Source organism: Natronococcus amylolyticus DSM 10524, from assembly GCF_000337675.1.
GTDB classification, from domain to species: domain Archaea; phylum Halobacteriota; class Halobacteria; order Halobacteriales; family Natrialbaceae; genus Natronococcus; species Natronococcus amylolyticus.
The window spans coordinates 36,458-55,424 of record NZ_AOIB01000026.1 but is presented as its reverse complement, the minus strand read 5'-3'; the positions used below and the strand labels follow the sequence as shown (position 1 = coordinate 55,424).

General features: G+C 65.5%; 21 protein-coding genes. 12 read left to right on the top strand and 9 right to left on the bottom strand.

Translation table 11 applies throughout. The annotated features are described in order from the left end of the window. Window positions 1–10 precede the first annotated feature (10 nt). From C491_RS23255 to C491_RS11995, 4 genes are all read right to left on the bottom strand, one after another. Window positions 11–157 (bottom strand): hypothetical protein, encoded by a 147-nt coding sequence (locus tag C491_RS23255; RefSeq protein WP_005556583.1) that lies wholly within the window; start codon window positions 155–157, stop codon window positions 11–13. A 60-nt stretch (window positions 158–217) separates the two neighbouring features. Then, window positions 218–1,042: an alpha/beta fold hydrolase gene (locus C491_RS12005; protein WP_005556581.1), complete on the bottom strand. Its 825-nt coding sequence runs from the start codon at window positions 1,040–1,042 to the stop codon at window positions 218–220. 318 nt (window positions 1,043–1,360) lie between these two features. Then, window positions 1,361–2,311, bottom strand: a complete 951-nt coding sequence (locus tag C491_RS12000; protein WP_005556579.1) for a phytoene/squalene synthase family protein — start codon at window positions 2,309–2,311, stop codon at window positions 1,361–1,363. A gap of 173 nt (window positions 2,312–2,484) precedes the next feature. Continuing rightward, a complete protein-coding gene (locus tag C491_RS11995) occupies window positions 2,485–3,726 on the bottom strand; it encodes an ornithine cyclodeaminase (protein ID WP_005556577.1) in 1,242 nt (413 codons plus the stop codon). Window positions 3,727–3,826: 100 nt separating this feature from the next. On the opposite strand from C491_RS11995, the gene C491_RS23250 reads away from it, so the two are divergent. Together C491_RS23250 and msrB are read left to right on the top strand one after the other, a co-directional pair. Then, window positions 3,827–3,979: a hypothetical protein gene (locus tag C491_RS23250; RefSeq protein WP_005556575.1), complete on the top strand. Its 153-nt coding sequence runs from the start codon at window positions 3,827–3,829 to the stop codon at window positions 3,977–3,979. Window positions 3,980–4,019: 40 nt separating this feature from the next. Further along, window positions 4,020–4,418: a peptide-methionine (R)-S-oxide reductase MsrB gene (gene msrB, locus C491_RS11990; RefSeq protein WP_005556572.1), complete on the top strand. Its 399-nt coding sequence runs from the start codon at window positions 4,020–4,022 to the stop codon at window positions 4,416–4,418. A gap of 240 nt (window positions 4,419–4,658) precedes the next feature. Here the strand turns inward: msrB and C491_RS11985 are convergent, their stop codons facing one another. Next, entirely contained in the window at window positions 4,659–5,708 is a 1,050-nt protein-coding gene (locus C491_RS11985; RefSeq protein WP_005556571.1) for an RNA-guided endonuclease TnpB family protein, read from the bottom strand. Between the two features lie 223 nt (window positions 5,709–5,931). Between C491_RS11985 and C491_RS11980 the strand changes: the two genes are divergently transcribed. Both C491_RS11980 and C491_RS11975 read left to right on the top strand, forming a co-directional pair. After that, on the top strand, window positions 5,932–6,138 hold the full coding sequence (locus tag C491_RS11980) for a YwbE family protein (protein WP_005556569.1): 207 nt from the start codon (window positions 5,932–5,934) through the stop codon (window positions 6,136–6,138). 50 nt (window positions 6,139–6,188) lie between these two features. After that, window positions 6,189–7,049, top strand: coding sequence for a YihY/virulence factor BrkB family protein (locus C491_RS11975; protein WP_049891818.1), 861 nt, complete (start codon window positions 6,189–6,191; stop codon window positions 7,047–7,049). Window positions 7,050–7,056: 7 nt separating this feature from the next. Here the strand turns inward: C491_RS11975 and C491_RS11970 are convergent, their stop codons facing one another. Beyond that, the gene (locus C491_RS11970; protein ID WP_005556565.1) at window positions 7,057–7,509 is read right to left on the bottom strand and encodes a hypothetical protein; all 453 of its coding nucleotides are present in this window, start codon (window positions 7,507–7,509) and stop codon (window positions 7,057–7,059) included. A 375-nt stretch (window positions 7,510–7,884) separates the two neighbouring features. Between C491_RS11970 and C491_RS11965 the strand changes: the two genes are divergently transcribed. Together C491_RS11965 and C491_RS22470 are read left to right on the top strand one after the other, a co-directional pair. Continuing rightward, on the top strand, window positions 7,885–10,737 hold the full coding sequence (locus tag C491_RS11965) for a bacterio-opsin activator domain-containing protein (RefSeq protein ID WP_005556563.1): 2,853 nt from the start codon (window positions 7,885–7,887) through the stop codon (window positions 10,735–10,737). A gap of 111 nt (window positions 10,738–10,848) precedes the next feature. Further along, window positions 10,849–10,992: a rubrerythrin-like domain-containing protein gene (locus C491_RS22470; RefSeq protein ID WP_005556561.1), complete on the top strand. Its 144-nt coding sequence runs from the start codon at window positions 10,849–10,851 to the stop codon at window positions 10,990–10,992. A 12-nt stretch (window positions 10,993–11,004) separates the two neighbouring features. Here the strand turns inward: C491_RS22470 and C491_RS11960 are convergent, their stop codons facing one another. Continuing rightward, window positions 11,005–11,631, bottom strand: coding sequence for a phosphoribosyltransferase (locus C491_RS11960; RefSeq protein WP_005556559.1), 627 nt, complete (start codon window positions 11,629–11,631; stop codon window positions 11,005–11,007). A 114-nt stretch (window positions 11,632–11,745) separates the two neighbouring features. Here C491_RS11960 and C491_RS11955 point away from each other — a divergent pair, with 114 nt between their 5' ends. The 5 genes from C491_RS11955 (at window position 11,746) to C491_RS11935 (ending at window position 16,037) form a co-directional block, all read left to right on the top strand. Next, window positions 11,746–12,522: an NAD(P)H-hydrate dehydratase gene (locus C491_RS11955; RefSeq protein ID WP_005556556.1), complete on the top strand. Its 777-nt coding sequence runs from the start codon at window positions 11,746–11,748 to the stop codon at window positions 12,520–12,522. 54 nt (window positions 12,523–12,576) lie between these two features. Further along, complete coding sequence (locus C491_RS11950; protein WP_005556554.1) at window positions 12,577–13,233, top strand: class I SAM-dependent methyltransferase; 657 nt, start codon at window positions 12,577–12,579, stop codon at window positions 13,231–13,233. Between the two features lie 42 nt (window positions 13,234–13,275). Next, the gene (locus tag C491_RS11945; RefSeq protein ID WP_049891816.1) at window positions 13,276–14,373 is read left to right on the top strand and encodes a pyridoxal-phosphate-dependent aminotransferase family protein; all 1,098 of its coding nucleotides are present in this window, start codon (window positions 13,276–13,278) and stop codon (window positions 14,371–14,373) included. 93 nt (window positions 14,374–14,466) lie between these two features. Further along, window positions 14,467–14,745: a hypothetical protein gene (locus C491_RS11940; protein ID WP_005556549.1), complete on the top strand. Its 279-nt coding sequence runs from the start codon at window positions 14,467–14,469 to the stop codon at window positions 14,743–14,745. A gap of 98 nt (window positions 14,746–14,843) precedes the next feature. Then, window positions 14,844–16,037 carry a redox-regulated ATPase YchF gene (locus C491_RS11935; RefSeq protein ID WP_005556547.1) on the top strand — a complete coding sequence of 398 codons (1,194 nt, stop codon included), beginning with the start codon at window positions 14,844–14,846 and terminating at the stop codon, window positions 16,035–16,037. Here the strand turns inward: C491_RS11935 and C491_RS11930 are convergent, their stop codons facing one another. Beyond that, the gene (locus C491_RS11930) at window positions 16,038–16,262 is read right to left on the bottom strand and encodes a cupin domain-containing protein (protein WP_005556545.1); all 225 of its coding nucleotides are present in this window, start codon (window positions 16,260–16,262) and stop codon (window positions 16,038–16,040) included. Window positions 16,263–16,346: 84 nt separating this feature from the next. Between C491_RS11930 and C491_RS11925 the strand changes: the two genes are divergently transcribed. Then, a complete protein-coding gene (locus tag C491_RS11925) occupies window positions 16,347–16,967 on the top strand; it encodes a hypothetical protein (protein WP_005556543.1) in 621 nt (206 codons plus the stop codon). Between the two features lie 94 nt (window positions 16,968–17,061). On the opposite strand, the gene C491_RS11920 is transcribed toward C491_RS11925, so the two are convergent. Then, window positions 17,062–18,948, bottom strand: a complete 1,887-nt coding sequence (locus tag C491_RS11920; RefSeq protein ID WP_049891815.1) for a carbon starvation CstA family protein — start codon at window positions 18,946–18,948, stop codon at window positions 17,062–17,064. Between the last annotated feature and the right edge of the window lie 19 nt (window positions 18,949–18,967).

Below are 18,967 nucleotides of genomic sequence, written 5' to 3'. Positions count from 1 at the left end.
TCGGACCGGCTCAGACGAAAATGGCGCTGATCGCCGGTCCGAATAGGAGCAGTACGACGATCGCGAGGACCGTCAGGGCCAGCCAGACGGCAAGTCCGGTCGCGGCGAAGCGGGCGTTCTCCTGGTCGAGCTCGAGGGGATCGTGTTGCGTGCTCATGACTCATCGTTCGAACCGATAGACAACGAAATCACAGCCCCGATATCGGGGGCGTTTAAGCTATTCACCGGCGAACGTGAGTACCTCCTCGAGGAACCGTTCCGATGCAGTAGCTAATCCGGCATGTCCGTGACCTTCAATTGTGGCGACGTGAACGTCCGGGAGCGCCTCCTCGGTCCGTTTTATCCCGTCCTTGTACGGGCGGGCCGACTCGCTTCCCGTAATCAACAAGGTTGGTGTACTCATGTTTCTAAACTGATCCGGATCGAACTCATATCCCGTAATCGCTTCAATCTCCCATGGCACGGTGTGAACCAACTCCATCTGCTCCTGCCACAACGGTGATGATTGAATCAGATTGATCTCCTCCGACGAGAGGTGTCCAAAGTCTTCCAACGCCACCAGAAGTGCCTCCTCGGCTTTTCCGGTGTCCAACAGGCTCATCATCTCCGTGTACGACTCGGCAGCCTCCGCTCCCTGGCCGAACTGTAGTGAGGGTTCGTACAGGAGTAATGCGCGTACATTGTCGGTTCGTGATGCTGCTCCTAACGCGTAGACTCCTCCGGTCGAAAGTCCAAAGAGCGCTACCGGTTCCTCGATTTCCTCCACGACGGTGATGATATCTTCGAAGACTCGTTCAATTTCATACGGTCCCTCCCCACCACTGTCGCCGTGCCCACGACGATCCATCGTACAGACCGTGAAGTGTTCCGCAAGGGGAGAACGGAGTTCTAACGCCTCCCAATTATCGCGATCGCCGACCATCCCGTGAACGAGCAGCAGTGGCGGCCCACTCCCCGTCCGTTCGAACGCGATTTCCGTCCCGTCCGCGGACGTGACCAACTCTACTTCCTCCCCTTCTTTTGGCGGTGTTGCTTGGGGCATTGGTAGTACCTCGGTAGCGAGCGTCCTTCGCACAGAACTCGGCAACCTACTCCTTCTCCCGCGGGACGCTCAATACACTCACTCCGTGTGTGGTGTTAACTCTACTCATGTAGCAGACTTTGTGTAATACATCACATAGTACTTGAGAAGAGAGACGTCGTTGGTACGAACGGTTCCTGACGAGGGATCGACATGTGGTGTGGAGCGCGACCCAGTGAACGATCCCGCTTTCCGATAGAATTTGCCCCGGTCAACTCACATCTGTAGTTATCATTCCGCTGATTTTCGGGAGTGGCTCAGAACACTGGAACCGGACTGTTATCGCGTCGGAATGCGGTCGCCGTGCTCCGGACCGCGTCGATCCGGCTCGAGGGCCGGAATTGCGGAGACGCGGGCGAACACCGCCTCCGGGTCGCGGTTCCAGTGCCAGTGCCAGCGGGTCTTTGCGAGGCACTTGAGCTTGCGTACCGTCGACAGCGAGGGATCCGCCGAGAGCACGTCGTACTCCCGGTTGCGGATCACCGCGTGGTGTTCGGCGTACAGCACCGCCGCGAGCAACACCGGCAGCTGACAGTCCTCGGGCAGATAGCGAATGCCGGCGACGCCCTCCCGGTAGAGGTCCTCGGTTCGGCGCAGCTCCTCGGCCATCGCGTCCCGAAACGACTCGGAGTACTCGAGATTCTCGACCTGACGCTCCGGAACGTCGTGGGCCCGGAGCGTCTCCTGAGGGAGATAGATGCGGTCGCGCTCGAGGATATCTTCGCGGACGTCCCGCAGGAAGTTCGTCATCTGGAACGCCTCGCCGAGTTTGACCGCGTGGGGCAGGGCGGTCTCGGGCTCGTTGGGCTCCATGATCGCGGTCATCATCACGCCAACGGAAGCAGCCGAGCCGCGCATGTACGTCTCGAGGTCGGCGTAGGTCTCGTACCGGTCGGTCTCGATGTCCGACTCCATCGCGTCGAGGAAGGTTTCGATCTCCGCATCCTCGATCCCGTACCGGTCACAGAGTTCGCGAAACGCCTCGAGAACCGGATCGTTGGGCTCGGTGCGGCCGAGGGCCTGCGCGCGAAGCGACTCGAGTTCGGCGCGCTGTTCGGCCGCCGGGACGTCCGCGGCGTCGTCGACGATCTCGTCCGCGATGCGAAAGAACGCATACAGGACGTGGGTGGCGTTGCGAACCCGCTCGGGGAGAAACCGTGTTGCGAGGTAGAAGGTCTTCCCGGTCCGCTTCTGGATCGCCTTGCCCGCGTCAATGTGTTCCTGTTGCATTTGCGACTCCGGCCGTCCGACGGTTGCCCGCTCGGGGCGCCGCCCGACGGCGATCAGGAATAGCTCATACGACAGATACGTATAAAACTACTAGCCCTCACAGGGATGGTCTCCCGGCGGAATCCTTGCGATAGGGGACCAAAAGCGGACGATGTTGCCGGTTCGTTGAGGAGCTACGTCTCGTAGCTCGCCTCGAGGAGTTCGTCCGCGAGCATCGGGATGAACGCCCCGATGTCGGTGACCATCCCGATCGCCTGAGCGCTGCCCCGATCCAGTAGCTGGGTGACGGTCGCGGGGTTGATGTCGACACAGACGGTCTTCGTGGTCGATGGGAGACAGTTGCCGACGGCCACGGAGTGCAACAGCGTCGAGAGCATGAGCACGAGGTCGGCTTCCTGGGCCTGTTCGCGGATCGCGTCCTGGGCCTCGATCGAGTCGGTGATCGTGTCGGGCAGCGGGCCGTCGTCGCGGATCGAACCCGCGAGCACGTAGGGGACGTCGTTCCGGACGCACTCGTACATCACGCCCTCGTCGACGACCCCTTCCGCGACGGCCTCCTCGATCCCGCCGAGGCGGGCGATCTCGCTGATCGTGTAGATGTGGTGTTTGTGGCCCTTTCGGGGGTGTTCTAAGCTCTCCGTATCGACGCCCAGCGAGGTGCCGTACAGGTCCCGCTCGAGGTCGTGGACGGCGAACCCGTTGCCCGCACTGATCGCGTCGACGTAGCCCGATTTGACGATGGCGGCCAGTGCGTCCCGCCCGCCCGAGTGGACGATCGCCGGCCCACAGACCGCGAGGACGGTGCCGTCCTCGGCGTTGACCTCCCGCATCTCGTCGGCGATTTCCTCGATGAGCGAGGCCGAGGGGCGCTCGCTCGAGACCCCACCCTGCATGAACCCGAACGAGCCGCCACCGCCGTTGCGGGGCCGTTCGGGCGGGTCGACTCGGATCCCGGTCTCGCCGGTGACGACGAGGTCACCCGCCTCGATCGCGTTCAGTACCTTCGTCCGGACCCGAACGCCGTCCGCGCGGTCGACGACCAGCGCACAGTCCATCTCGACGCCCTCGACGTCGTGCCACTCGCCGTCGACGCGGACGGCCGTCGGGTGGTTCGTCGTCGAGTAGAAGTCGACCGGAACGATCCCGTCTCCAGGCGCGGCCTCGAGGGTCGCGTCCCGGGGATCGGCCACCGTCGCTCCCTGCTGGTTGAGTTCGTGGAGGATCGCCCGCAGCTCCTCCTCGGTGTCGGCCATCACCCGCATCCGGCAGTAGGTCTCGGCGTGTTTGTGCCGGCCGACGTCGAACTCCTCGACCTCGAACTCCCCGCCCATATCCATTACGGCTCCGAAACAGGCCCCCATCGTCCCCGAGTCGATGATGTGTCCCTCGAGCTCTACGGTTCGCGCCACAGTCATCACCGTTCCGTTGGCGACGGGGCACCGTCAATCTGTGCGTCTCGACTCACGAACCGGCTCGGGATCAAGCTATATGGGTCTCCCGGACATACGGTACCGTATGGCATCCACACTCGGCAAGTCGCGGTGTCGAAGCTGCGGGTTCGAGGCGCCGGGCGGCGACGACGCCTGGGTCCGACTCGAGGTTCCGAAGCTCGGACGAATGACCCAGTGTCCGACCTGTGGCAGCACCGACGTCATGACCCATCGATAGGGGAGACAGACTCTTGGCCCTCACCGTCTTACGGGGCCACATGAGCAACGAACCCGACGTGCCGACCGACGACCGCGAGTGGCGCGAGGAACTCACCGACGAGCAGTACCGCATCCTCCGTGAGGCCGGCACCGAGGCGCCGTTCAGCGGCGAGTACGTCGACCACAAGGGAGACGGGAGCTACGCCTGTGTCGGCTGTGGCGCCACCCTGTTCGACTCGGAGACGAAGTTCGACTCCGGCTGCGGGTGGCCCAGCTTCTCGGACGTCGACGACGACCGCGTCGAGACCCGCCCCGACAACAGCCACGGGATGCAGCGAACGGAGGTCCTGTGTGCGAACTGCGGAGGCCACCTCGGCCACGTCTTCGACGACGGCCCCGAGCCGACGGGCAAGCGCTACTGTATCAACTCGGCGATCCTCGAGTTCGACGGCGATTGACATCCTCCCCGCCCTAAAGGGTGAGGATTCCCCGAAGGGGATATTCAGGTTGCGCGTTTCCTCGGTTCTCAAGTACGCTTTCGCGTGGAACGTCAATGGTCGCCACCGAGTTGTGACCAACGGTGTGCTTTCCAGCGCGTGTAGCCCTGTCAATGGGGCCTTCCTCCCCGCATACAGCGGGCGTCAAAGACAGCTGGCTATTCAACCAGCGAGGTAGCACGGTTCGCGTCAGCCGAACTGCTACGCCGTGCATGGTTCACCCTCCCGTTGTGCGATGTTCTCCGAAGCGTTCAGGTCGGCGTGGCGGCCACGACCACACTCCGAACACGAAAAGTGGTCGCCATCACGGGTTCCCATCGAACCACATGCCGAACACCGCTGGCTGGTATGGTACGCATCGACCTTCTCGATGCGGATACCTGCACGTTCGGCTTTGTACGTGATGAACTGTTGGAGTTGGTGGAAGTGCCACGAGTGAACTCCCGACCACGAACTGTTCTCGCGGATGCCTTCGAGGTCTTCCATCCGAAGGACAGGATTCTCGAACTGCTCCGCGAACGTGATGAGACGACGGGAGAGGTTGTGATTTAAGTCCTTAATCCGACGCTGTTCTTTGTCACCCACACGGTTACGTGCGCGAAGCGCACCCGCTTCCGAAAGCGAATCGCGTAGGGAACGATATTTGCGTCGAACGTACTTCGCCTCACCACCAGACACCAGCATCGATTCGTCCTCAGCGTAGGCGGTCACAGCGAGGATGTGTCGTTCGCCAATATCGACACCGATGGGCATCTCACCTGACGTGTCGGTGTCGTACTCGGCGTTGAACGTACAGTACCAGTCGTCTCCGCGACGGTAGACCTGTAGACGGGTCTTGTCGGCGTCACCTTCGGCCAGTCGGTCTACGGGGTCGGCAATGTCGTCGTACACCTCTATCGGAGTGTACCACCATTGAGAGACGCACGGGAAGCCGACGACGACTGTGCCGTTCTCGGTCGTGTCGATCTCCCAGTTCTGGTTGTTGACGGCGAACGGCTGACTTTCTCGATATCGAACCTCTCCGTCCTCGTTGTGGTCGGATTTCGCCTCTCGAATGGCTTGATTCTGAATAGCCGAGTAGAGGTCGTTGTCGATGCTGGCTGTGGTCACGGATTTTCCGAAGTCGCCGTTCTCCCATCCGTCGATGCAGAATTGCTTGGTGTCACGGTAGAGTCGGGTGGCGTATTGCCACTCTTTGCGCCGTGAGAGGGATGGGTTGTGGAACTTCGCGGTGACAGTCACCGTGACCATTACAGTTGTAATTAGGTGTGCTATCTCAAGTATTCGTTGGAATATCAGGCCGTGCTATCCTCGGTGGTTTGTATCATCGTTTGTCGGATTCATCCCCGTGCTAAAGCACGGGGCTTTCTCCTCGAACTTCCGTAACCCGTCACCACGCCCGCCTCGTCCCCGACAGGGACCCGAAGCGAATGCAGGCACTACCCTTTTCGAACGCACGCTCCCACCACTATCCATGTCGAGCGAACGCCCGACCGCCGAGGAGCTACGACAGGGACTGACCGTCGAGATCGTACAGGAGGATCAGGACATCCACTCCGAGGACACCGAGCCGCTGATCGGCGAGGTCGGCACCGTCTACGAGGACACCCCCGACGGGCCCCGCGTCGAGCTGCAAAGCGGCGTCGTCGGCCACGTCCAGTCGATCGCCCCCGACGAGTAACTCTCGACGCTATTTTACCCCGGGCCGCTCGAGTTCGTCCCGAGTAGTCGATGAGAGGATCACGCTGGCTCGAGGTGGGCCGTCACGTCGCCGCCGTCGCCCGTGAACGACAGATCAGCGTCAAGTCGGCCGGACTGGCCTACCACGCGTTCAACACGCTGGTACCGCTGGTTATCCTCGTTCTCGTCGGGGCGGCGCTCGTCGACGCGCTCGAGCCGATCCTCGAGGGCGTCGCCGAGACGTTCGGCCTCGAGGACGCGCTGGCCGACGCGGATCTCGAGGAGATCGCCGGCGACCGCGGCGACCGAATCCGCGCGGCGCTGCTCGCGCTCGCCATCTTACTGTGGAGTGCGGCCCGTTCGTTCCAGGCGATAAACAGCGCGTTTACCGGCATCTACGGCTCTCGAAAGCACCAGTCGTACGTCGAGAGCGTGACGACCGTCACGCTCGTGACCGCAGTCAACAGCCTGCTCGCGACGGTCACGATCGCGCTGGGTGTCGTGCTCGTCGGCGTCGTCGGGGTCAGCCTCCCGATCCAGGCGGGCGGGCTGCTCGCAGCGGTTGCGAGCGCGATCGGGCTCCTCGTCGCCCTTCCGCTCGTGTTTTTCCCGATGTACTACCTGTTCCCCCAGACCGACGTCTCGGTGCGGGAGGTGTTGCCGGGGACGGCGTTCGCCGCCGTCACCTGGGCGGCGCTGGCGGTCGGCTTTCGGATCTACATCGCGACCTANACCTCCGAGAGCGTCGTGCTGTTCGGGATCGCCGGCGCCGTCCTGCTGATCCTGACGTGGGTCTACCTCGGCGCGCTCTGTCTGCTGATCGGCGCCGTCGTCAACGCGGTGCTCGCCGGCCGCGTCGAACCCGGCGACGAGTGGCTGCCGCCGGAGGAGCTCGAACTCCCCGATCGTTGACGCCCCGTTACGTCACCGTCAGCGTCCCGCGCTCACATACCGTCCCGACGGCGACCGACCACTCGAGGGCGCCCGAGTCAAGATCGGTGTAGCTCGCGTACGCGTCGGTACGCTCGCCGGGAGCCAGCGACGGCGTCTCGAGTTCGTCCTCGACGCAGCCGACCTCGAGGGCGATCGGCACCGAGCGCGTTTCCTCGCCGCAGTTGGCCACCGTAATCAGGAACTCGGCGCGCCCCTCCGATGTGGCGACCGACTCCGGAGGCGAGACGGACAGCTCGAGCGTAGGCGCGGCGGTATCGGGGTTGTCGACGGCCTCGTGGGCCGACTCCTCGTCGGATCCCTCGGCGTCCGGTCCGCTCTCGTTCGAGTTCGTGTCGGCTCCGTCGCCGACGGCCTCGTCGCCAGTGCCGACGGCGGTGATCGCATCGCCAGCGACCAGCGCGAATCCGCCCGCGATCACACTTCGTCGGCGAGGGTTTATCATACGACGTCCGTCGTAGCTGCTGTATATCAATACCTGGTTGATATAAAATATTGAAAGTAATAGAACCGTTCACAGGGGCTCGTTACTGGATCGGTACTCGGTTTCGTCCCACCGAACCGTGTGAAACGGCACGAAACGAGTGAAACACGGAGTCCGCACTACCGATCGTTCACCGACCGCAGCGAGCACGGACGCGCTCGCTGTCTGTCGACTCCGTCGATACGGCCGTACATCCGCTCGGTCGGCCGATCGAGCCGGTCTGGAGACCGGCCCGACAAAGGTGGACGTAGAGCGGCTGTCGGTTCGACCGATCGGTACGTTCTCACCGACGGAGGTCGAAGCGACGAACGAATGGCTTCCGTACGGACTCGCGACGATTCTCGACTACTCGTCGTCGAAACCGGCGCCGAGACGCCGCTCACGGATCGCGTCCGCGAACTCGAGTCGGACGAGGTTCGCTCGGTCCCCGACGTCGGTACCGCACTCGAGACGCTGTCGGCGACCGAGATCGACTGCGTCGTCACCGCACAGCGACTCGACGGCACGACCGGGCTCGAACTGCTCGAACGACTCCGCGAGTGCAATCCGGCGTTGCCGGTCGTTCTCGTCCCCGAAGAGGGCAACGAGGGGCTCGCGAGCGATGCGGTCGCCGCGGGAGTGACCGAGTACCTCCCCCTCTGCGGGCTGGACGAACTCGAGTCGACGATCGACCGCGCGCTCTCGACGGGAACCGCCGAGCGCCGGCGCCGAGAGCGAGCCCGACAGTTCGAGTCGATCTTCGCGGACCCCGACGCTTACTCGTGGACCCTCGACCCTGACGGCCGGATCCGTCGAGCCAACGAGGCCGCGCTCGAGGCGCTTGATGCCGGTGCAGACGAGTCCATAGACCGATCGTTCGCAACGCTGTCGTGGTGGGAATCCGAGGCGGTGATCGGCGAGGCGATCGATCGGGCCGCGGCGGGAACGATCGCCCGGCGGGAGCTCGAGGTGAGCGTCGACGGCGGGCGCGGAACGGAGCCCCGAACCCTCGACGTTACGGTGCGGCCTGTTCGGGACGAAACCGGAGCCGTCGTCTCGCTGTTCGCCCGCGCGGTCGACGTCACCGAGCGCGTCCGCCTCGAGACCGAACTCCGCCAGTCCGAGGAGCTCCACCGGGTGACGCTCAACCACATGACCGATACCGTCCTCATCACCGACGACGAGGGCGCGTTCACCTACGTCTGTCCGAACGTCCACTTCATCTTCGGCTACACCGACGACCAGATCCACGAGATGGGAACGATCGACGAGCTCCTGGGACCGGAGCTGTTCGATCGCGAGGCCCTCGCCGCGGAGGGCGTGCTGACCAACATCGAGTGTACGGCGACCGACAGGGCGGGACGGGAACACAGCCTGCTGGTCAACGTCCGCGAGGTGTCGATCCAGGACGGGACGATGCTGTACAGCTGTCGGGATATCACCACCCGAAAGCGCCGCGAGGAGGCGCTGACGGCGCTACATGGCACCGCTCGCGAGCTGCTGTACGCCGAGACCGAACCCGAGATCGCCGACCGGATCGTCGCGGACGCGACCGACGTCCTCGATCTCGAGGCCAGCGCGGCGCTGCGGTTCGACACCGACGAGAACGTATTGCGGCCGGTGGCGGCCTCGTCGGGGATGGACCGACTGCACGGTCCGCTCCCGACAAGACGAGCGAACGACGACAGCATCTCCGGACAGGTCTTCCTCACCGGCGAGGCACAGTTCTTCGGTGACGTTCGCGAGTCGCCGACGCTGTCGGATCCGACCACGGAGCTGCGATCGGTGGGGTTCGTTCCGCTGGGCGATCACGGCGTCTTCGTCGTCGGCTCGCCCGAGGTCGACGCCTTCGACGAGGTCTCGCGGGAGCTGACCGAGCTGCTCGCGGCGACCGCGGAGGCCGCCCTCGACCGGGTCGAGCGCGAGCGGCACCTACGCGATCGGGACCGCGAACTCAAGCGACGGAACCAGCAACTCACCCGCCTCAACCGGATGAACGAGATCATCCGGGAGATCGACGCCGCGCTCGTCGGCGCCGAGACTCGCGAGGAGATCGAACGCGCGGTCTGCGAGCGGCTGACGGCGGCCGAACGGTTCGCGTTCGCCTGGATCGGGGCCGCAGACGCCGCCGGCGAGCGCCTCGAGTCGAGCGCCCACGACGGCAGCGGGCGGGGACGGGAGTACCTCGACAGCGTCTCCCTCTCGCTCGCCGAACCGACTGAACCCGCGGCCCGGACGGCGGCCAGCCGAGAGGTAACGGTCGTTCCGAACGTCGTCGACGAGCTCCACGACGAGCCGTGGCGCCGGGCCGCCCTCTCGCGGGACTACCAGTCGGCCATCGCCGTGCCCCTGGCCTACGACGAGTTCACCTACGGCGTGTTGACGGTCTACGCCGATCGTCCCGACGCGTTCGACGACACCACCCGCGCGGTGCTCGCGGAACTCGGCGAGACGATCGCCGCCGCGATCGCTGCGGTCGAACGCAAGCGCGCGCTGCTGTCGGACTCGCGGACCCGCCTCGAGTTCGACGTCGCCGACGAGGAGTTCGTCTTCGCGCGGTTGGCTCGTCGGCTGGACTGCGTACTCTCCTTCGACGGCGGCGTTCGCCAGCACGAGGGCACCGTCGCGGTGTTCGTCACCGTCGATGGGGCCGCCGCGGAGGACGTCGCGGCGGCCGCGACCGATCTCGTCGCCGTCGAGGACGCCCAGACCGTCGGCGACGGCGACGGGTCGACGGTGTTGCTCGAGCTCTCGCGGCCGTTCCTGGCGCTGCGGCTCGCCGATCACGGGATCGTTCTCCACCGGCTCGAGGCGACGCCCGAGACGACCCGGCTGGTCGTCGACGTGCCGAGCAGCGTCGACCCCGCCGCCAGCGCCGACGTCGTCGCGAACGCCTTCACCGACGTCGAGCTTCGCTCGAAGCGCACCGTCGAACGGACGGCCCCGCGGGACTTGCGCTCGGAGCTGCTCGATCGGCTGACCGACCGCCAGCTCGAGGTCGTCCAGATGGCCTACTACGGCGGCTACTTCGAGTCGCCCCGCGAGCGCTCCGGGGCGGAGATCGCCGAGACGCTCGGCATCTCGTCGGCGGCGTTCTACCGCCACGTCCGTCGGGTCCAGCGAACGCTGTTCGCGGTCCTGCTCGAGGAGACCGGCCTCCCGGCGGTGCCGTCGGCCGGGGGTTGAATAGTGAACCCCGTTTGGGCTGAGGGGCTAGCTATCTGACGGATACGCTCAACCTAATATCCCTTTTATTGTTAGTATACGAGCTCGATCGAACCGCTCGTCACACCACTCATGAAGGACGTCAAACTCGACCCGAACGAGGAATCGACATACGAGTGTTTCGACTGCGGGACCGTCGTCGTCAGCGCGACGGCACCCGGGAGCTGCCCCAGCTGCGGCGCGGATATGCGAAATCGGGGGACACCCCTCGAGTGATCGACCGGACGGCTACCGTTCCTCGAGATATTCGACCGCCTTCTCGTCGGTAACCTGGCCGAACTCACGGTAGAACTGGCCGACGGCCCGGAAGTTCCCCGGAGTGACGAGTGCGATCACCTCGTCGGCCTCCGACTCGAGGTCGGCGACGGCCTCGGGCGAGCCGACCGGAACCGCGAGAACGACCCGTTCGGCGCCGGCCTCGCGGACCTGTCTGAGACAGGCGATCGCGGTCGCCCCAGTTGCGACCCCGTCGTCGACGACGATGACTCGTTTTCCCGCGAGTTCGGGCAGGGGCTCTCCGCCTCGGTACCGGTCGGCTTTCCCCCGCGCGTTCGTCGCTTCTCGCTCGCGAACGTCCGCGAGGTACGACTCCGAGACGCCGAGGCGTTCGACGAGGTCGTCGTTCAGCCAGACGCTGCCGTCGCTTGCGACCGCGCCGATCGCCAGTTCGGGGTTCGACGGTGCACCGAGCTTCCGGGCGACGACGACGTCGAGATCGGCCTCGAGGGCGTCCGCGACGGGGCGCGCAACCGGGAGCGCGCCGCGGGGGATGCCGAGGACGACGTCGGCCTCGATCCCGCGATCCTCGAGTTCGGCCGCGAGTCGGTCGCCGGCGTCGGATCGGTTCGCGAACATAGGTGTTCTACGACGTCGACGTACTATGCGTTGTCGTCACACACGCTGATCGGTACGCCGGCGACCGGGAGACGCCTGCCGAACGGCTACCCGGCTGCCGACGAACGACAAGATATGGGACGACTTCAGCGGACGCTCTCGAACATCACCGAGGAATCAGGGGCGGACAACGGCTGTATCGGTATCGTCGCCGGCAGCGTCGACTACCCGAACCAGCCCGCGATCGTCGGTCGGGCCGCGCTTCGAACCGGCTCCGACCACGTTCGGGCGGTGGTCACCGAGGAGATCTACGAGATCGTCGCGGGCCACGATCCGAACCTGCTCGCGAGCAAGTACGAGGGTGAACGGTTCGACGCCGTCGCCGTCGAGCGCGTCGTCGAGGTCAGCGAGTGGGCCGACGCGATGGTGATCGGCCCCGGCTTCGCCGACGCCGAACCCGGCGCGGTCAGCGAGGCGATCGATCGGATCGACGTCCCGATCGTCGTCGACGCCATCGCGATCGAACCCGCCCTCGAGGCCGACCTCTCGAACGCGATACTGACCCCCAACGAGTCAGAGGAGGACGCGATCGCCGAATCCTACGAGTCCCTCGAGGCGTTTACCAGGGAAACCGGCGCCGTCCTCACGTTCACCGGAGACACCGACGAGATCATCGCCGACGGTGAACGAACGAAAAACGAAACCGGGACCTCGGCGCTGACCGTCGCCGGAACGGGCGACACGTTAGCGGGGATCACCGCCTCGCTGCTGGGACAGGGCTCCGACCGCGAGGAGGCCGCCGAGCTCGGCGCGTGGATCCTCGGGAAAAGCGGCGAACTCGCGACCGCCGAGCACGGTCCCGGGGTCCTCGCGACGGACGTCATCGATCGAATCCCGGATACGATCCGCTGATCGGCACCGTCCGGAACCAGGCTTTTGTCGACCCGCACTCGAGTCGGGGACGCTATGCTCGATCCGCAGGAGTCCGAGGAGATCGCCCACCCACTCGTGGCGGCCGTCTACGACACCGTCGTCCCCGACCGGCTGCTGTTCAGGACCCACCGGGAGTATCTGACCGCGGACCTCTCGGGTCGCGTTCTCGACGTCGGGGTGGGAACGGGCGCGAACGTCCCGTACGTCGCCGACGGGAGCGACGGAATCGACTACGAGGCGATCGAACCCGATCCACACATGCGCCGACAGGCCGCCGAGAAGGCCCGCGAGGCCGGCTGCGAGATGACCCTGCGGGACGCGCGAGCCGAATCGCTGCCGTACGCCGACGACAGCGTCGACGTCGTCCTCTCAAGTCTCGTCTTCTGTACGATCGCTGACCCCGACCGCGCGCTCGAGGAGGTCGCCCGCGTGCTGAAACCCGGCGGCGAACTGCGCTTTCTCGAGCACGTCCGAGCGGACGGCTGGCGGGCGACGGGCCAGGAACTGTTGAACCCACTGTGGAGCCGCGCCGCGGGCGGCTGTCAGCTCACCCGAGATACCGTCGAGCGGTTCGTCTGTCACGACGCCTTCGCCGTCGATGACCTCGAGCGCGTCGGGGTCGGGATCTTTCCCGCGACGCCGATCGTCCGCGGGCGGCTCCGTCGGCGTCGCGACGGAGTTTGCGGCTGAGATCGGACCAGCTTTATTTAGACGGAAGCCCCCGATCAAGCTATGTCAGACGACAGGCTGCGGATGACGCCGGGACCCACCGAGGTTCCCGAACCCGTCCGGCAGGCGATGGGGGAGCCGACGCCGAATCCGGACCTCGAGCCCGAGTTTTTCGAGTTCTACCGCTCGCTGACCGACAAGCTCGAGACCGTCTACGGAGCGGGCGACGAGACGGGCGGTGACGACCGTGACGTCGTCGTCCTCGGAGGTGAGGGGATCCTCGGCCTCGAGGCGGCGGTCGCCTCGCTGGTCGGCCCCGGCGACCGGGTGCTCTGTCTCTCGAACGGGCTCTACGGCGACGGCTTCACCGACTTTGTCGAGAACTACGGCGGCGAGGCGGTCGTCAGCGAGGTGCCCTGGCGCGAGACCCTCGACGGCAACGTCGTCGCGGACGCCATCGACAGAGGCGGTGAGTTCGACGTCGCGACGATGGTCCACTGCGAGACGCCAACCGGATCGCTGAACGACCTCGAGGGCATCCTCGACGTTCTCGAGGACCGCAACGTGCTCTCGATCGTCGATGCGGTCTCCTCGCTGGGCGGGACGCCGGTGCCGACCGGGCAGATCGACGTCTGTATCGGTGCGAGCCAGAAGTGTCTCAGCGCGCCTCCGGGGCTGACCACCTGCGCCGTCAGCGACCGGGCCTGGAGGTGCATGGAGTCCGTCAACAACCCCTCGCTGTACGCCGATCTCGAGCCCTGGCGAACGGCCGCCGAGGAGGAGTGGTTCCCCTACACGCACCTCGCCTCGAACCTGTACGGGCTCGACGCCGCGGTCGACCTGCTGCTCGAGGAGGGGCTCGAGGACGTCTTCGCGCGCCACGAGGAAGCTGCGGCGACGTGTCGATCCCGCGCGGCCGACCTCGGTCTCGAGCCGTACCCAACCAGCGAGGCCGACTGCTCGCCGACTGTCACCGCCCTCGCGGTCGAGGGCCGAGCAACGGAGCTCCAGCAAGCGGTGCTCGAGGACCACGACGTTCTGCTCGCGACGGGGCTCGGCGACCTCGAGGACGACGTTCTCCGGATCGGTCATATGGGCCATAACGCTCGGGTGGACCGCGTCGAGCGAACGATGGACGCGCTCGCGGACGTTCTCGGCTGACGGGTCTCCGAGCCTCGACCCGGACGGGTGTCCTTCCCAAACCCGGAGCCTGCAGGTGGAACCGTTTCCTCGGAACCGCCGCTATACCTACGCATGGACGAACCCGACAAGGAGCCGACGGAAAAACCGACCAACGACAGGGAGGAAGCCGAACGGGAGGGGAAGTGGATGGCTCGCAACTGGATCGGCATCGCCGTCGTCTCGATTCTCACCCTGCTCTTGCTCGCCGTCGGTATGATGCAGGCGACCGGTCTCGTCGACGTCTTCGCACCGATTGCGGACTCCGAAACCGGCCAGTGGGCCGCCTTCGGCGTCCTCGCGCTCGTAGTCGTCGCACTGGCTGGCTGGAGCTGGCGCGCGATCGTAAGCTAACCTCAGCTCTTCTTCCGACCGCCGATCTGATATGACGTTCCATGACACGCTGACGCCGGACAGAAACCCGTTTAGGCGTCGCCGCACCAGACCAGGCAATGAGTTATCGGATCGGACTCGTCGGCAAACCCTCCGTCGGCAAGTCCTCCTTCTTCAACGCTGCGACGATGAACGACGTCCCCGAGGGCGCCTATCCGTTCACGACCATCGACCCCAGTGTCGGCGAGGCCTACGTCCGTGTCGACTGTGCCGCCCCGGAGTTCGACGAGGAGTGTACGCCGTCGGTCGGCTACTGCGACGACGGCACCCGGTTCGTCCCGACGAAGCTCGTCGACGTCGCCGGGCTGATCCCCGGCGCCCACGAGGGCAACGGACTGGGTAACCAGTTTCTGACCGATCTCAACGAGACCGACGTGCTCGTCCACGTCGTCGACTTCTCCGGCGAGACCGACCTCGAGGGCGAACCCACCGAGGGCCACGACCCCCGCGACGACATCGACTTCCTCGAAGAAGAACTCGACCAGTGGTATCTGGGCATCCTCGAGAAGGGAATCGAGCGCTACGAGTCCGGCTACACGACCGAGGACGACGCAATCGAGGAGGAGCTCGCCGAACAGATGAGCGCGTTCAAGACAAACGAGGACGAGATCAAGCGCCTGATCCGTCGCGTCGACATCGGCTTCGACCCCGCCGAGTGGGACGCCGACGACAGGCTCACGCTCGCCCGCGAGATCCGCACGGAGACCAAGCCGATGCTGATCGCGGCGAACAAGATGGACACGCCGGAAGCCCAGGAGAACTACGACGAGATCACGAGCGATCCCGACTACGACCACCTGACGATCGTCCCCTGTAGCGCCCACGCCGAGAAGGCACTGAAGTCGGCAGACAAGGCCGGCGTCGTCGACTACCGACCCGGCGACGACGACTTCGAGATCGTCGGGGACGTCTCGAGCGAGCAGGAACAGGGCCTCGAGGAGATCCGCGACTTCCTCGAGCGCTACGGCGCGACGGGCGTCCAGGCCGCCCTCGAGACGGCGCTGTTCGACGTCCTCGGCGTCGTCCCGGTGTTCCCGGGTGGCGCCAACGGCCTGGGCAACGAGCGCGGCGAGGTGCTGCCGGACTGTTACCTGATCCCGCCCGAATCGACGGCCGAGGAGTTCGCCTACAGTCTCCACTCGGATATCGGCGACGGCTTCCTCCACGCGATCGACTGTCGATCGAACCGCCAGCTCGGCAAGGACTACGCGGTCGAATCGCGAGACGTCCTCGAGGTCATCACGACCAACTGATCAGCGACCCCAGGCGAGCCGATCGCCGATCGATCCGAGCCGCTCGGCGACCCCCGAGAGCCAGGCGCCCGGCGAGAGGCGCCTGAGTTCGTCCTCGTCGATCTCGATGCGAGCCTCCCCGTACGGATCGCGCTCGGCGCGCTCCTCGTCGTCGCGGTCGGCGTTGGTCGCCTCGAGCGCGCTCGAGATCCCGCAGCGACCGCAGGACTCGCGGTCTTTGGCCATATCAGAGACACGCTCTCGAGCGACTAAAGCGTACCCGCCCGCCGATGCCGACGAGTTTTTGGCCTCGCCGTGGTATCTCCAACCATGGATACCGACGGGCCGCCGGAGTCCGACCTCGAGGAGCCGTCGGGCGAGCGCCCTGCGGACGTACCTGACTGGGACGACGAGTACGTCGACCGGGTGAGCGACCGACTGCTGCACAACTACGACCTCGAGAAGGAGTACCGGGTCGAGGGCGAGCGCTTCACGCTGTACGGCCGGATGGAGCTGCGGAGCCAGAAACACTTCCTCCACCCCTCGATCTCGATCGGCGAGCACGGCTCGACCGAGCACCTGTTCGTGCGGCGCCTCGAGCGCGTCGACGACCGGGCGCTCGATCGGTTCGTCGAGCTGGGCGAGCGCCTGGCCGACGAGTGGATCGACACCGACGAGGAACACTTCTCGACCGACTTCACGTTCGTCGCTATCGTGCCGTCGATCCCCGATCCGGTCCGGGAGCGCATCGCCGGCTTCGACGGCCGAACCCTCCTGAAGTTCGGCTACAACGGCCACTACGAGATCAACCTCGTCGTCGCCGCACCCGACGACGAGGAGCTGGTCGCAAGCGAGAACGCCGACGTCGCGACCGCCTTCCGCCTCTGGGAGCCGATCGAATACGAGGAGCCGGGCGTTCTGGATCTGCTCTCGAGGCGGCTGCAGCTGTAGTCGTCACCATCAGTGCGGTCGATACGTTCGAGTCACCGTCTCCCGAGCGACGCCGCTGGTCGATCGCGAAACGAAAAAAGCGCGGCCCGCGCGATCAGTCGTCGTCGGCACCGACGTCGGCCGCGACGCCGTCGTCCCCCTCCTCGAGCGCCTGGAGGTTGTCGTAGCCGATCTTGAACAGCGACACCGCGAGCCAGATGAGAACGGCGATGATGACCAACTGGGCGACCGCTGACGACTGTCCGAGCAGATCCGTCTCGGCCTCGGCGGTCATGCCGAGTAGTCGCCCGGCGAGGATCTGGTAGAGTCCGACCCAGAGAAGGCCGATCGTCGTGATGAACCCCATCAGCACCATCGGGCCGCCGGTCGAGATCAGCTGCTTGGACCGGTCCCAGTTCGCGAGCCAGACGGTACCGGTGAGCAGCGCCAGCGACGCCAGCAGCTGGTTCGCGCCGCCGAACAGCGTCCAGAGGTCCTCCCACCGACCGCTGCCGAGCAGGAAGAACGCGACGACGGCGATGATCGACGTGTTGACGTAGCGGTTCGCCGCGTACTCCTCGACCTGCGTCTCCGGCGTGCCGACGATCTCCTCGACCATGTATCGACCCAGTCGGACCGCCGTGTCCATGCTCGTCAGCAGGAAGCTCGCGAGCACGAGGGCCATGAAGGGCGCGGCATACTGGAAGGGAATCCCCAGGGTAGTGAGGATCGCGCCGCCACCGGTCGCGAAGTTCGGCAACGCGAGTCCGATTCCGCCGTCGGCGGCAGGGATCGCCATGACCGCCACGGCGCAGAGCGCGACCGCAGCCAGCAGTCCCTCCGCCAGCATGCCGCCGTAGCCGATCAGCTTGGCGTCGCTTTCCTTGTTCAGCTGTTTCGAGGTCGTCCCCGACGAGACCAGCGAGTGGAAGCCGCTGATGGTTCCACACGCGATGGTGAGGAAGAGCAGCGGGAACAGCGGCATCAGCGGGATGAGCCCCTCGGCCGCGAGAGGACCGCCCTCGCCGAAGAAGCCGTACCAGGCGCCGATCGCGATGTCGAGGTCCAGCTGGTTGCCTGTCTCGGGATGAACCGCGTCGGTGCCCATTCCCGTGATGAGCGTGCCGACGATGACCGCCAGCAGTCCCCCGCCGACCCCGGTGTACAGCAGGAACGACGAGAGGTAGTCACGGGGTTGGAGCAACATCCACACCGGCAGGACGCTCGCGGCACCACCGTAGACGAGCATCACCAGCACCCAGGCGCCGATGTTGGTGCTCTCGAGCAGCGCCGGGATAAACGCCGGCGCCGAGTCGAGCAACACGATCGTTCCCTCGGGGTAGCCGCCGGCCTCCGCGGGCGGCACGAGCGCGAGCGGGTACTGGATGCCGACCCAGACCGACGCGAAGACCCCTGCGACGAAGACGACCGTTCCAACCGAGAACGGGAGCCCCAGCTGGTAGAGCCAGAGCCCGAAGACGAACGCCAGCGAGATGTACAGTAGACTCGCGGTCGCGGCCTGCGGGTAGGCGTCCAGCACGACCCCGATAACGAGTGCGAACACCGCCACCACGAGGATCGTCAACAGGAACGCGAACCACAGCAGCATGTTCTTCCCGCGCTCACCGACGTACTGTCCGATGATGTAGCCGATCGACTTCCCCTCGTGTCGCAGGCTGCTCGACAGCGAGACGAAGTCGTGGACCGCCCCCATCAGCGGGTTGCCGATCGCGACCCACAGCACCGCCGGGACCCATCCCCAGATCAGTGCAGCCGTGATCGGTCCGACGACCGGCGCGCCGCCCGCGATACTCGAGTAATGATGCCCCAACAGCACCGGCTTCTTCGCCGGTACGTACTCCTGTCCGTCGCGATACTTGTGTGCTGGCGTCTCCCGACTGTCGTCGAGCCCCACGAACTGCGACAGGTACCGTCCGTACGCGATGTACGAGACGGTAAACGTCGTCAGCACCAGTGCCACGATCCAAATTACACCTACCATGGTATCCTTTCTCGGACGG